The 12,758-nt window shown below is 50.9% G+C and carries 16 protein-coding genes; all 16 read left to right on the forward strand.

All coding sequences use genetic code 11. The features are described from left to right. The first annotated feature begins 29 nt into the window (after nucleotides 1-29). The 16 genes from EV294_RS05770 (at nucleotide 30) to plsY (ending at nucleotide 12,754) form a co-directional block, all read left to right on the forward strand. A complete protein-coding gene (locus EV294_RS05770) occupies nucleotides 30-395 on the forward strand; it encodes a hypothetical protein (protein WP_132304642.1) in 366 nt (121 codons plus the stop codon). Between the two features lie 202 nt (nucleotides 396-597). Next, a complete protein-coding gene (locus tag EV294_RS05775; RefSeq protein WP_132304644.1) occupies nucleotides 598-1,212 on the forward strand; it encodes a genetic competence negative regulator in 615 nt (204 codons plus the stop codon). A gap of 134 nt (nucleotides 1,213-1,346) precedes the next feature. Then, on the forward strand, nucleotides 1,347-2,594 hold the full coding sequence (locus tag EV294_RS05780; RefSeq protein WP_132304646.1) for a Glu/Leu/Phe/Val family dehydrogenase: 1,248 nt from the start codon (nucleotides 1,347-1,349) through the stop codon (nucleotides 2,592-2,594). 46 nt (nucleotides 2,595-2,640) lie between these two features. Beyond that, entirely contained in the window at nucleotides 2,641-3,339 is a 699-nt protein-coding gene (gene prsW, locus EV294_RS05785) for a glutamic-type intramembrane protease PrsW (RefSeq protein ID WP_132304648.1), read from the forward strand. 52 nt (nucleotides 3,340-3,391) lie between these two features. Continuing rightward, nucleotides 3,392-3,547, forward strand: coding sequence for a hypothetical protein (locus EV294_RS30230; protein ID WP_015843979.1), 156 nt, complete (start codon nucleotides 3,392-3,394; stop codon nucleotides 3,545-3,547). A 73-nt stretch (nucleotides 3,548-3,620) separates the two neighbouring features. Beyond that, nucleotides 3,621-4,979, forward strand: coding sequence for a germination protein YpeB (gene ypeB / locus EV294_RS05790; RefSeq protein ID WP_132304650.1), 1,359 nt, complete (start codon nucleotides 3,621-3,623; stop codon nucleotides 4,977-4,979). Nucleotides 4,980-5,039: 60 nt separating this feature from the next. After that, nucleotides 5,040-5,693 carry a flagellar brake protein gene (locus tag EV294_RS05795; RefSeq protein ID WP_132304652.1) on the forward strand — a complete coding sequence of 218 codons (654 nt, stop codon included), beginning with the start codon at nucleotides 5,040-5,042 and terminating at the stop codon, nucleotides 5,691-5,693. Nucleotides 5,694-5,759: 66 nt separating this feature from the next. After that, the gene (locus EV294_RS05800) at nucleotides 5,760-5,942 is read left to right on the forward strand and encodes a hypothetical protein (protein ID WP_132304654.1); all 183 of its coding nucleotides are present in this window, start codon (nucleotides 5,760-5,762) and stop codon (nucleotides 5,940-5,942) included. Nucleotides 5,943-6,262: 320 nt separating this feature from the next. Next, nucleotides 6,263-6,967 carry a (d)CMP kinase gene (gene cmk / locus EV294_RS05805; protein ID WP_207918104.1) on the forward strand — a complete coding sequence of 235 codons (705 nt, stop codon included), beginning with the start codon at nucleotides 6,263-6,265 and terminating at the stop codon, nucleotides 6,965-6,967. Nucleotides 6,968-6,971: 4 nt separating this feature from the next. Continuing rightward, on the forward strand, nucleotides 6,972-7,547 hold the full coding sequence (locus EV294_RS05810) for a lysophospholipid acyltransferase family protein (RefSeq protein ID WP_132304658.1): 576 nt from the start codon (nucleotides 6,972-6,974) through the stop codon (nucleotides 7,545-7,547). A gap of 78 nt (nucleotides 7,548-7,625) precedes the next feature. Continuing rightward, nucleotides 7,626-8,864, forward strand: a complete 1,239-nt coding sequence (rpsA, locus tag EV294_RS05815; protein ID WP_132304660.1) for a 30S ribosomal protein S1 — start codon at nucleotides 7,626-7,628, stop codon at nucleotides 8,862-8,864. A 141-nt stretch (nucleotides 8,865-9,005) separates the two neighbouring features. After that, complete coding sequence (locus EV294_RS05820) at nucleotides 9,006-9,650, forward strand: YphA family membrane protein (RefSeq protein ID WP_132304662.1); 645 nt, start codon at nucleotides 9,006-9,008, stop codon at nucleotides 9,648-9,650. Continuing rightward, nucleotides 9,647-10,561 (forward strand): YIEGIA family protein, encoded by a 915-nt coding sequence (locus EV294_RS05825; RefSeq protein WP_132304664.1) that lies wholly within the window; start codon nucleotides 9,647-9,649, stop codon nucleotides 10,559-10,561. Before EV294_RS05820 ends, EV294_RS05825 begins: the two co-directional genes overlap by 4 nt. Continuing rightward, nucleotides 10,554-10,733 carry a capping complex subunit for YIEGIA gene (locus EV294_RS05830; RefSeq protein WP_132304666.1) on the forward strand — a complete coding sequence of 60 codons (180 nt, stop codon included), beginning with the start codon at nucleotides 10,554-10,556 and terminating at the stop codon, nucleotides 10,731-10,733. Before EV294_RS05825 ends, EV294_RS05830 begins: the two co-directional genes overlap by 8 nt. Before the next feature lie 80 nt (nucleotides 10,734-10,813). After that, a complete protein-coding gene (der, locus tag EV294_RS05835; protein WP_127494203.1) occupies nucleotides 10,814-12,136 on the forward strand; it encodes a ribosome biogenesis GTPase Der in 1,323 nt (440 codons plus the stop codon). A gap of 12 nt (nucleotides 12,137-12,148) precedes the next feature. After that, a complete protein-coding gene (plsY, locus tag EV294_RS05840) occupies nucleotides 12,149-12,754 on the forward strand; it encodes a glycerol-3-phosphate 1-O-acyltransferase PlsY (protein WP_132304668.1) in 606 nt (201 codons plus the stop codon). The last annotated feature ends 4 nt before the right edge of the window (nucleotides 12,755-12,758 follow it).

Consider the following 12,758-nt stretch of genomic DNA (forward strand, 5'->3'; position numbering starts at 1 on the left):
GATGCCACAGGTTATGAGGGAGAAAATATATGTTGCAACTATCCCCGAAGGAGGTAACGATAGCCATGAGAATCGGCGGGTTTATGTTAGGCGCCGTCGCAGGAATTGCGGCAGCCGTATACGTATCACGCAAAAGACCAGGAATGGCGGCCTGGGCATCCAGCTCGCTTGCGAGCGCATGCTCATCCATTGGCAGAAGTGCCGCATCGATGATGATGAAGCGAGGAATGACGAAAGCAATGGCGGCCGCCGATATGGCCCCAAAGCATTCAGACGATACCGCCGCAAAGCACGGAGGAGGCTGGGAGCAGGTTGAACAGCTGATCAACAGCGATCCCGGACTTAAGGAGCAGGCGAGCCAGATCATGGCGGAATCGTCTTTCAAACCGCATTAAATGAAGCAGTTTTTTGGAATCGGTTGATGTACGCGCTTCAAGCCTAGCGCTGCTCAAGCGATTCTTTTTTTGCCTATTTTAGGTGCAATCCGGGGACAGACATGTTAAAGTAATACATAGTACGATTTGATCATTTTGATCACATCTTGCTAATAATTTCATACGCTGTTTACAACAGATGCTGCAGAGGAGGGATCCTGTCATGAAAATCGAACGGCTTAGTCAGGACAAGATACGGATTTTCCTGACGTTCGACGACCTGCTCGAGCGTGGGATCCAGAAGGAGGACATGTGGCGCGAAATTCCCAAAGTACACGATCTATTCAGTGAAATGATGGAACAAGCATACAGTGAACTTGGTTTCGATGCCAGCGGCCCTCTTGCGGTCGAAGTGTTTGCACTCCCCGCCCAAGGTATGGTGGTGATAGTCACCCGTGGCAAGATGAACGGTCTATCCGATGAACGGTCAACCGATGACGAAGACACGGAAGACGAGATATACGAGATGGAAGTTACGATGGAGCAGAGCGATATCGTGATGTATTCATTCCGGGATTTTGAGGATGTCATTAATGTATGCAAACAGCTCCAGGCTGCTTCGCTTACGGAGGATGGACGGTTGTACTCCTACAACGGAAAATGGATCCTGGCCCTTGAACCGGCTTTGATCGAAACGGCGCGTCATAACGCTGTTATCGCGCTGCTTGCCGAATACGGAGAAGCGACATCCGTTACCTACGCGATGCTGGAGGAGTACGGCAAGGTAATTATGCCATCTCAAGCTGTCCGGGAAATTTGCACTCATTTCTATAATTGAGCAGCACATGAATGTGGAGCATCGGCAGACCCTACCGTCTGCAGGTGCTCTTCTTGCATGTTCTGGACCCCTTTTGGAATATCGTGATGTATACACGCTCATATTACAAGTAGACAAAGGCGGGTGAACTTGAAATGATGGCGGATAAGAACGATGTGCTCAAATCAACACAGGTAGTAATCGAAGAAGCCCTATTGAAGCTTGGCTATAAAGAAGATATGATTGAACTCTTGAAGGAACCTATGCGTATCTTGAGCGTCAGGATCCCCGTCAAGATGGATGACGGGAAGACGAAGGTGTTTACCGGTTACCGGGCTCAGCATAACGATGCGGTTGGTCCAACTAAAGGCGGAGTCCGCTTCCATCCGGCCGTAACGGAGAATGAGGTAAAGGCGTTATCCATCTGGATGAGCTTGAAATGCGGAATCGCCGACCTGCCGTACGGCGGAGGAAAAGGCGGAGTGATCTGCGATCCCAGAAAAATGTCTTTTGGGGAGCTCGAGCGGCTCAGCCGCGGGTATGTTCGCGCCGTAAGCCAGATTGTGGGTCCCACGAAAGACATTCCGGCACCGGATGTCATGACCAATTCGCAAATTATGGCATGGATGCTGGATGAGTACAGCCGGATTAGGGAGTTCGATTCTCCCGGCTTCATTACCGGCAAGCCAATTGTGCTCGGCGGCTCCAGAGGACGGGAAACGGCAACGGCTCGCGGCGTTGTCATTATGATTCATGAGGCGCTGGCCCTTAAGGGAATCGAGCTGAATAAGGCAAGAATTGTCATTCAAGGCTTCGGCAATGCCGGAAGTTACCTTGCCAAATTCATGCATGAGGCCGGTGCGCGCGTAATTGGTATATCCGATGTGAACGGAGCGTTGTATAATGAAGATGGATTAGATATTCCTTACTTGCTCGACAGGAGAGATTCCTTCGGCAACGTAACGAATCTGTTTCCGCAGACGATATCCAACAGCGATCTGCTCGAGCTGGAATGCGACGTGCTTGTTCCGGCCGCCATCGAGAACCAGATTACGGAGGAGAACGCTCCGCGTATCAAGGCGACTATTGTTGTGGAAGCGGCCAATGGTCCAACAACCCTCGAAGCGACAAGGATTTTAACCGAACGGGGCATTCTTCTTGTTCCGGATGTTCTGGCAAGCGCCGGAGGGGTTATCGTGTCCTATTTCGAATGGGTCCAGAACAATCAAGGCTTCTACTGGGATGAACAAGAAGTGGATGACCGGCTGCGCGTCATGATGATCCGCGGCTTTAACCAAGTATATGAGATTCACAAATCAAGAAACGTAAACATGCGGCTTGCCGCCTATATGGCAGGCGTACGCAAAATGGCAGAGGCGGTGCGTTATCGCGGCTGGGTATAACCGGCGGCTGCGCAGCCGCCGGATGCCTGGGAGGTGAAACATCGAATTGCTATTGTTTTCTGTGCTGACTGCCGCGGTGGCCCCGGGTATATCGCTGCTTACGTATTTGTATCTGAAGGACCGTTATGACGCAGAGCCGATTCATATGGTCGTTCGCATGTTTCTGCTCGGCGTCCTCATCGTCGTGCCGATCGTAGTCATTCAACGCGGGCTGCAGCTATGGTTCGGCGACCATCAGCCCATGCTGTTCTCTTTTGTAGAGTCGGCCGGCATTGAGGAATTTCTGAAATGGTTCGTGCTCTATCATATGATTTACAACCACACCGAGTTCGACGAGCCGTATGACGGGATTGTCTATGCGGCATCGATCTCGCTTGGCTTTGCAACGCTGGAAAACGTATTGTACGCGGTTTACTCGCCTTCCACGTTCGGAACCTTGCTCATGCGCGCGCTATTGCCCGTTTCCGGGCATGCGCTGTTTGGCGTCATGATGGGGTATTACGTCGGCAAGGCGAAGTTTGCTACTTCTTCCAAACGTAACGTATATTTGGCGATTTCGTTATGTCTTCCGTTGCTGCTTCACGGAACATACGACTATATCATGATTTCGTTCAAGACCAATTGGATTTACGTGATCATCCCGTTTATGGTGGCCTTGTGGGTATGGGGACTCCGCAAAATGAACCGTGCCAATTCACGCTCGCCGTTCCGCTTCATCAGCCGTGAAGACGAGGTTAAACTGTAAGTCTTTCGTCAATACTGATTAGTAATATTTGTTAAAATGACGGAGGCAAGGAATGGAACCGAGAGTTAAGGTAACAATCCGGTGCAACGTATGCGGCGAGAAGTTTGTTCTTCGCGGCAAGCGGGAAAAAGGGATGATCGACACCGGCTTCAAGCAATGTATTTGCAATAACACAAACGACCTCGATATCGAGGAACACAGCATTTGACACAGATGCATAAAGCTCCCTTCCGCAAACCAAACTAACGCTAGGTTTTGCAGAAGAAAGGAGCTTTTTTGTTATGTATAAACGTCTAAGCGCGGTGTTGTTCCCCATCATGACGCTTTTCTTAATTGGCTCAGTGTACTGGGGCTACCAAGAGCACCAAGAGAAAAACTCGATTCTTATAAAGGCCGAAAACCAGTACCAACGCGCTTTCCATGATCTCACCTATCATGTCGAGCAGCTGCATCAGCAACTAGGCAATACGCTGGCTGTCAACTCCACTTCCCAAAGCTACCACCGCAAAGGGCTCGTGAACGTGTGGCGTCTGACAAGTCAGGCGCAGAACGAAATCAACCAGCTTCCTTTGACGATGCTGCCTTTCAACGAAGCGGAAGATTTCCTGTCCCACATCTCCAATTTCGCTTACAAAACCTCCGTCAGGGATTTGACTAAGCAGCCTTTGTCCCAAGACGAGTTCAAGACGCTGAAAACCTTGTATGCCAAGTCCGAGGATATTTCGAAGGATTTATACAAGATGCAGGAGAAGGTGCTGAGCGATCATCTGCGCTGGATGGATGTCGAGGTTGCTCTCGCCAAGCAGAACTCGCCGAATGACAATACGATTATAGACGGTTTCAAAACGGTAGACAAAAAAGTTAGCGAGTACCCTGAGATTAACTGGGGTCCTTCGGTCGCAAGCATGTACCAGAAGCGCACTATCAACATGCTGAGCGGCAGCATGGTTACGGCTGAAGACGTGAAGAAGCGAGTAGAGGAATTCCTCGGCAGGAAGCCGGCGGAAATCCGCGTGGTAGAAAACGGCAAAGGCACGGAGTATTCTTCTTACTCCGCTACGGTGACCGATCCGAAGTCGGGCCAGAAGCTGCAGATGGATTTTACGCAAAGAGGCGGAAAGCTGATCTGGTTTATGGATTCCCGCGATATCGGCGAGAAAAGGATCGGTCAGAGAGAGGCGCAAGCTTCGGCCGAGCAGTTCTTGAATGACCATGGCTTTAAAGGCATGAGGGCGGTGAGCTACAATATGTTCGATAATACAGGCGCCTTCACCTTTGTCAGCACGCAAAACGGCGTGCTTATCTATCCGGAGAAGCTGACGGTTAAGGTAGCGCTGGATAACGGGGAAGCGGTCGGTCTTCAGGCTAACGACTACGTGTATGAACAGCATAAGCGCAGCATTCCGAAAGCAAAGCTGACTAAAGCAGAAGCGCGCAAAGCGCTTAACCCGGAATTCAAGGTGGCAAACGATCAGATGGCCCTGATCGTGAACGAAATGGGCGAAGAAACTTTATGTTACGAATTTACGGGCAGCATTAACGGCAGCGATTACCGAATTTACATCAATGCGGAGAACGGTGTCGAAGAATCGATTGAGGAGCTGTCACCGCTCGACAAACGGACAAGTTCCGGCAAATAACGATATGGCTCCCCTCATATTGACGTGTTATAATAAACACCAATATGGGAGGGGAGCCAATTGTTGCCTAGAGTAAACCAAATGTTGTTTTTCGAGATCGCATCAGCTGACGAAGAAGAGGCAGCTGCCCAATACAAAGCCAGAATTGCGGATGAGCTGGAAGACGGTTTGCTTATCGAGAATCCGCTCAATATAAATTCGGGCCGGATGAAACGGCTTTTTTTAGGGGACGAGCTGTCGGTTCATTACGTATCCGACGAAGGCATAAAGCATTATTTCGACTCGCATGTCATTGGCTTCCGGGATGACGTCGTAAAGCTGATCAAGATCCGAAAGCCGGATCCAGAACGGATTACGAAGATCCAGCGCCGGCATTTCCTTCGCGTGTCAGCCGATCTTGAAATCGCGGTAAATTTGTCGGGCAATGTCCGTTTCGTCACCGTTACCGATGACGTGGGCGGTGGGGGGATTTCCTTCATTTGCGACGGGAAATGGCCGATTGCTTCCGGTATGGAAATGGACTGCTGGCTGTTGATTCCCTACAAGAACGGAACGCTTGAGCATGCTTCCTTCAAGGCGGAGGTGGTGCGGGTTGTCGATCTCGCAACGGGACGCAAGCAGGTCATGAGCAAATTTATTGCCATCAGCGACAGCGAACGACAAAAAATTATCAGATTCTGCTTCGAGAGACAGCTGGAATTCCGCGGAAGATAAGGCTGCATAAGATAGTCTCCGGTTACGCATCCTATGCTGAAAGACAAGGAAAAGGATGGAAGCCGGATGCGGATTGCAGAGGACGAAGAAGAGTTGAAAAAGCAAATGGAGGCCGTGTCGAAACGGCTCGTCAGGTTTGCTTTCATCCTTATAATCGCCGTGGTATTGTCGCAAATTTTGCTTCAAAACGACACAGTTCGACACTGGGTGACAGCCGTCGAGCATTGGGAGGGCGAAGCATACCGCTAGCCTTCTAAGCCCCGGGCGACAGCGGTTTTGGGCAATTGCGGTTTTTGCATCTGCGTATATTGTGTGGTATAATTTTCACGATCGCAGGCGGTGCCTGCTTTTTTCTTGAATTCCAAGTTATTGTGGAATTCGCCGGAGATGATACATACTCCCGGTTATTTTCAAAGGGTTTCGGCCCTTTTGGACCGGCCAAGCCGTTAATGCCTGAGAAGCAGATGCCCGCATCAACGTCAGCATTCGGCTAGCCTTTTGATTAGGCTTAGGCTATCGATGCAAGAATCAACACGTACGCAGTGTGTTAATTCTTTTGGGGAGGTAGAATGTTGGTGATGCAGCAAGACGGTGACAGCGACCGAATCAACATTGCGATAGACGGTCCTGCCGGTGCAGGGAAGAGTACGGTCGCACGCAAGGTTGCCGAACAGCTAGATTACATCTATATCGATACGGGAGCGATGTATCGGGCTGTTACACTAAGTGCCCAGAGGGCGGGAATTGAGCCGCGGGACAATGAAAGACTGGCTGAGCACGCTAAGACGCTGGATATCAAGCTGGCGCCGGGCGATAAAGGTCAAGCCGTCTTCTTGAATGGCGAGAATATAACGGATCTGATCCGTTCCAGGGAAGTCACGCTTGCCGTCTCGCATATTGCAGCAAATGAAACCGTAAGAGAAATGCTTAGCAAGCTCCAACGGCAACTCGCGGAGCGCAAAGGCGTTGTCATGGACGGCCGGGATATCGGGTCGCATGTGCTGCCGGGCGCCGAGCTGAAGATTTTCCTCACCGCATCCGTACAAGAACGCGCACAGCGGCGTTACAAAGAGATCGCGGGAACGCAGTCGATCACTTTGGAGCAGCTTGAACGGGAGATCGCGGAACGCGACCGCTTGGATGAGCAGCGCGAGATTTCGCCGCTCATTTGCGCAAAGGACGCCATTGTACTTGACAGCACGTCGATGTCAATCGATGAAGTTGCGGCTTCCATTGTGAAATTAAGCCGAACCAAATTGGCGGAGGCGAAGTAAACTAATGTTATATGGCATTTTTAGGGCCGTGTTTAATGTCCTGTACGGATTATTGTTCCGCCTGGAAGTCCGGGGATTGGAAAATATTCCGAAAGAAGGATCCGTTATTCTATGTTCCAACCATATCAGCCTGCTTGATCCGCCTGCTGTCGGCATCAGGGTGCCGCGCAAGGTTCATTATATGGCGAAAGACGAGTTGTTCAAAATCCCTGTATTTGGATCCTTGATCCGGGCATGGGGCGCGTTTCCCGTAAAACGTGGCGTCGGCAAGGATGCGATCCGCGCCGCGCTTAACCTTCTTGGCGAAGGAAAAGTGATGGGAATTTTCCCGGAGGGCACTCGCAACAGCGACGGAGCCGCGGCAAAGAAAGGCGCAGCCATGATTGCTTACCGCAGCGGAGCTGCAATAATCCCCGTAGCGGTAGTTGGCCATTATAAGCTTTTCCGTAAAATGAGAGTTTTCTACGGCAAACCGGTTGATATTTCTGCTATTATAAATGAATCCTCGCCGGATAAGCTGGACCGTATTACGGATGCCATTATGTCTCGGATTTACGAGATGATTGAGAAGAACAAATAACAGGTGTTTTAAATACTGCTTTTCATCGTGAAAGCGGATTTAAATAAAGTTGGGGTATGAATTGAGGAGGTTATTTCCATGTCAGAAGAAATCAATGTTCAAGACCAGGCAGCAATGGACAACTTTGTGTCCTTGAAAAAAGGCGATACTGTTAAAGGTACAATCATCAAAATCGATGATAACCAAGCTTATGTAAGCCTTGGATATAAATATGACGGCGTCATTCCGGTTCGCGAGCTTTCCGCTGTGCAGCTGGATAACGCAAACGATGCCGTTCAAGTTGGCCAAGAGGTTGAACTGAAAGTTGTCAGCATCGACGACGAGAAGGAAAAGCTTGTTCTTTCGAAGCGTCTGATCGACGGCGAGAAAGCTTGGGACGTTCTGCAAAGCCGTTTCGAAAGCGGAGAAGTATTCGAAGTAGCGGTTGCCGACGTTGTAAAAGGCGGCCTTGTGGCTGACGTTGGCGTACGCGGGTTCATTCCCGCTTCGATGGTAGAGCGCCATTTCGTTGAAGATTTCAGCGATTACAAAGGCCGCACGCTCCGCGTTAAAGTAAAAGAAATCGACCGCGAGAACAACAAAGTGATCCTGTCGGCAAAAGACGTGCTGGACGCTGAGTACGAGCAAAACAAACAACAAGTCATTGCCGGCCTGCAAGTTGGCGCGCAGCTTGAAGGTACCGTGCAACGCTTGACTCCGTTCGGCGCTTTCGTGGATATCGGCGGCATCGACGGTCTGGTTCACGTTTCCGAGCTGTCCTGGCAGCATGTTGCTCATCCGAAGGATGTTGTATCCGAAGGCCAAAAGGTTACGGTTAAAGTGCTTAAAGTCGATCCTGCGGCAGGCAAAATCAGCCTGAGCATCAAAGCGGCTCAACCAGGTCCTTGGGAATCCGCCGCCGGCCAATTCAACGTTGGCGACATCGTAACGGGTACGGTTCGCCGCCTTGTTACTTTCGGCGCATTCGTTGAAATCGCTCCGGGCGTTGAAGGCCTTGTGCACATCTCGCAAATCGCTCACCGTCACATCGCAACTCCTTTCGAAGTTCTGAAAGAGGGCCAAGAAGTGCAAGCGAAAGTGCTTGATTTCAACCCTGCCGAAAAACGCGTAAGCCTGAGCATCAAAGAAACGGAAGAAGCTCCCGAGCAGCCGGCTGCTTCCGAGCAAGCTCCTAAATCGGGCAGACCTCAACGCGAGCGTACTCCTCAGGTTAAGCCTGAAGATTTGGGCAACAACCCGAATGTCAGCTTGAACAGCTCCAGCATGAGCTACTCGCTGGGTGAGCGTTTCGGCGATAAGCTGAGCAAATTGAAATAATTTAATATCGATGTAATAAAGAGGCCATTCCTGATTAGGTTCTAATCGGGAATGGCCTCTTTTTCTATTCCGGAATTGCAAAAAACGGGAATAGCCCCTTTTATTTGGAGCATAATAGGTCAACGAGAGGTGATTTTGCTAGTGAATGCGGGATATATTTCCATCTGGATTATGCTAATGGCTGCTATTTTGATTTCAACAGGCTGGTCGGATTTTGTCGGATTGACAATTAAGCATAAAAGATGGTTTTTTATTGCGCTTGCCGTGTGCGCGGCGCTTCAGCCGATACAAGAAACCTTCCGGTTTGGATCCATTCAGCTTCATGTTTTTGCGGGAACAATCCTGCTGATGCTGATCAGCCTGCTTGCGATGCGCGGGCCGCTTGTATGGGATTCGCGAGGGTATCTTCTGATCTGTGCCCTGCTGGCCGGCATGATCTGGGGGAGCGTGAGGAAGATGTACAGCGTTGACCCCGTGTTCTTCTGGCTCGATCCGCTGCTGGACGGTCCCGTTGTAGCCGGCGTGCTGGCAGCGGCCTTCTCGTCGAAGGGGCAGCATCAATTAACCGTACTGCTGTATGCCGGCGCTGCAGCAGAGCTTGTACATGCCCTGCTGCAGCATGGCGCATATGAGGCGTCCGTCGGCTCGCTTCAGTGGTGGGACAGCATTTGGATTGCTTTTGTCGCTGCGCGCTTGATCAGCCTGCTGTTCCTGCTCGTGCGAACCGGCGTTACGCGATTTATAGCCATCCCTTGGCGGAATAAAGGAGGAAGCTCACCCGAATGAATGCTTATCTTGTGGAGCACAAAATGCTGTTAGGCGTATTGCTCGGAATCGTATTTGGCATTGTATCACGGCTTCTTATGCTGACTACCGATTACAGGCAGTATCCGACTTACCCTCACGGGCGGATCATTCATATCTCCCTTGGGGTGATTGCCGCCGCGCTTGGAGCGGTTGCCGTTCCCGCCCTTTACAACAAGGACTATACGGCGATCACTTTCCTGTCGCTTGCCGCCCAGCAATTCCGTGACGTGAGGAAGATGGAAAGAGAGACTTTAACCAAGATCGACGAGCTGGAGCTTGTCAGCCGAGGCTCCACTTATATTGAAGGCATTGCGATGGTCTTCGAGGGACGGAACTACCTGGTTATTATGACGGCACTGGTGACGAGCTTGTTCTCTATCATTTGGAACATTTACCTTGGCTTCGCAGGCGGAATTCTGTCGCTGCTCTTTGTGCGCTTCCTAAAATCGGGGAAGACGATTTCCCACATATGCCGCACCGAGGGAGCGGAGGTTCGCGTAGACGGTCCGGACCTGTTCGTCGGCGACATCTATATCATGAACGTTGGCCTGCAGTCGAATCAGGAGATCATCAAGGAGCGTGGAATGGGCTTTATCCTAACTCCCTATAATCCTAATGGCAAAGTAACGATCGGGAACCTCGGCCAACGACAGGCGATCCTGTACGATCTGTCCACGATTCTTGGCGTTTACCGGGATGACGGGGAGCCGGCGCTTATTCCGATGGCTAAGCTGGACATGAAGGACGGACGGCTTGCCGTATTTTTCCTGCCGCAGGAGAAAGACGCGACGAAAGCGCTCCAGATCATTAACAAAGTTCCGATTCTGGAGTCTGCCGTCCGCATGCCTACCGAGGCTTCCGTTAATAAGGAGGCTCCGAACAATGGCTAAAATCATTGCAGTCGTAACCACCCAGCACGAGAAGGTTGGCGGTGGCGCGCCTATCTTTATTGAACCGGACGATAAGGCGATGCAGCAGACCGCTTTCCTGCTTGAAAAAATTTTGGATGCCAGTGCGCATGACTTGAAAAACGGCACGATTGTCATTGTAAACCATCATTAAAAGATGTAAAGTTAGCCAAGAACGTTGTTTTTTGCTATGATGATAGTCGTGAGTATTTCTGAAGGAGTGAGCATTGACCTATGGCAAGACCCGTTATTGCAATAGTTGGTCGCCCGAATGTGGGCAAATCCACCATTTTTAACCGGGTGGTTGGCGATCGGCTGGCAATCGTTGAAGATAAACCGGGCGTAACCCGGGACCGTCTTTACAGCCCAGGAGAATGGAATGGTAAAGCATTCAGCATCGTTGATACAGGCGGTATTGAAATCGATGGCGAAGATGAAATTATGAAATCCGTCCGCATGCAAGCGGAGCTTGCTATTGAGGAAGCGGACGTTATTATCTTTATGTGCGACGCGAAAGCGGGCGTTACGCATGCGGATGACGAAGTGGCGCAAATGCTGTTCCGATCCCATAAGCCGGTCGTTCTCGCTGTCAACAAAGTGGACAACCTGAACCGGATGGACGAGATTTACGAATTTTACGGCTTGGGCTTCGGTACTCCGATTGCGGTATCCGGCTCGCATGGCCTCGGTATCGGCGACATGCTGGATGCGGCGATTGAGAAGCTTCCGGAGCTTGAAGATGACGGCTATGACGACGATGTCATCCGCGTAGCCTTGATCGGGCGCCCGAACGTCGGCAAATCGTCGCTCGTTAACGCGCTGCTTGGGGAAGAGCGCGTAATCGTCAGCAACGTTGCCGGAACTACACGCGACGCGATCGATACGCCGTTCGAGCGCGACGGTCAGAAGTACGTGCTGATCGACACGGCCGGCATGCGCAAACGCGGCAAGGTTTACGAGTCTACGGAGAAATACAGCGTCATGCGCGCTTTAAAAGCAATCGAGCGTGCCGATGTTGTGCTTGTTCTCATTAACGGCGAGGAAGGCATCATCGAGCAGGATAAGCATATCGCCGGTTATGCGCATGAAGCGGGCAAGGCTTCGATCTTTGTCGTGAACAAATGGGATGTTGTCGAGAAGGATGACAAGACCATGCAGGAATTCACGCAAAATATCCGCGACCACTTCCTGTTCATGACGTACGCGCCTATCGTCTTTTTGTCCGCGAAGACAAAACAGCGCTTGCATAAGCTGCTGCCTGTCGTAAACCATGTATCGGAGCAGCATGCCATGCGGATTCAGACCCATCTGCTTAACGACGTCGTGTCTGACGCGGTTGCTTATAACCCGCCACCGACGGATAAAGGCAAACGCCTCAAAATCAACTATGTGACCCAAGTGGCAACCAAGCCGCCTACCATCGTGATCTTCGTGAACAATCCGGAGATGATGCACTTCTCATACGAGCGTTATCTCGAGAACAAGATCCGTGCGGCATTTGATTTTGAAGGAACGCCTGTCCGTCTGTTCACTAGAAAGAAATCGGATGAAGATTAGGGGAGAAGAAGCTTGATATACGCTGTAATCGCGGTTGTTCTGAGTTACTTGCTTGGCTCGGTATCGTTTAGCATCGTAATCGCCAGACTGGTTAAGGGCATAGATATCCGGGAGCATGGCAGCGGCAATGCAGGCGCTACCAATACGATCCGCGTCCTGGGGAAAGGGCCGGGCCTGCTTTGCTTCGTGCTTGATTTGGGTAAAGGGATCGCAGCGGTGTTTATCGGTCGCTGGCTCGGATTGGATGGGATTGACTGGACGCCTGCGTTATGCGGCCTTGCGGCGATCATGGGACATAATTGGCCGATCTATTTCAATTTCAAAGGCGGCAAAGGAATTGCGACGACGATTGGCGCAATTGCCGCGCTTGCCTTTGTCCCGGCGCTAATCGCCGGGGTTGTTACGATTATTGTCATTGCCATTACCCGTTACGTATCGCTTGGATCGCTTATTTTCGCGGCTTTGACTCCCGTACTTATTTCGATCTTCTTCTATTCCGCTCCCGTATTAACGGTCAGTCTCATTCTATGCGTATTCGCATTTGTACGGCATCGTACGAATATTGTTAAGCTGCTGCAAGGAACAGAGAACAAGCTTGGTGCTAAGAAAGGGTCGTGATCGG

The sequence above is a fragment of the Paenibacillus sp. BK033 genome (assembly GCF_004345425.1).
In the GTDB taxonomy this organism is placed as follows: domain Bacteria; phylum Bacillota; class Bacilli; order Paenibacillales; family Paenibacillaceae; genus Pristimantibacillus.

Excerpts from the sequence above, each read along its gene's own strand:
- EV294_RS05770 (WP_132304642.1), top strand. The coding sequence starts at position 30 with ATGTTGCAACTATCCCCGAAGGAGGTAACGATAGCCATGAGAATCGGC.
- EV294_RS05775 (WP_132304644.1), top strand. The coding sequence starts at position 598 with ATGAAAATCGAACGGCTTAGTCAGGACAAGATACGGATTTTCCTGACG.
- EV294_RS05780 (WP_132304646.1), top strand. The coding sequence starts at position 1,347 with ATGATGGCGGATAAGAACGATGTGCTCAAATCAACACAGGTAGTAATC.
- EV294_RS30230 (WP_015843979.1), top strand. The coding sequence starts at position 3,392 with ATGGAACCGAGAGTTAAGGTAACAATCCGGTGCAACGTATGCGGCGAG.
- ypeB (WP_132304650.1), top strand. The coding sequence starts at position 3,621 with ATGTATAAACGTCTAAGCGCGGTGTTGTTCCCCATCATGACGCTTTTC.
- EV294_RS05800 (WP_132304654.1), top strand. The coding sequence starts at position 5,760 with ATGCGGATTGCAGAGGACGAAGAAGAGTTGAAAAAGCAAATGGAGGCC.
- cmk (WP_207918104.1), top strand. The coding sequence starts at position 6,263 with ATGTTGGTGATGCAGCAAGACGGTGACAGCGACCGAATCAACATTGCG.
- EV294_RS05810 (WP_132304658.1), top strand. The coding sequence starts at position 6,972 with ATGTTATATGGCATTTTTAGGGCCGTGTTTAATGTCCTGTACGGATTA.
- rpsA (WP_132304660.1), top strand. The coding sequence starts at position 7,626 with ATGTCAGAAGAAATCAATGTTCAAGACCAGGCAGCAATGGACAACTTT.
- EV294_RS05825 (WP_132304664.1), top strand. The coding sequence starts at position 9,647 with ATGAATGCTTATCTTGTGGAGCACAAAATGCTGTTAGGCGTATTGCTC.
- EV294_RS05830 (WP_132304666.1), top strand. The coding sequence starts at position 10,554 with ATGGCTAAAATCATTGCAGTCGTAACCACCCAGCACGAGAAGGTTGGC.
- der (WP_127494203.1), top strand. The coding sequence starts at position 10,814 with ATGGCAAGACCCGTTATTGCAATAGTTGGTCGCCCGAATGTGGGCAAA.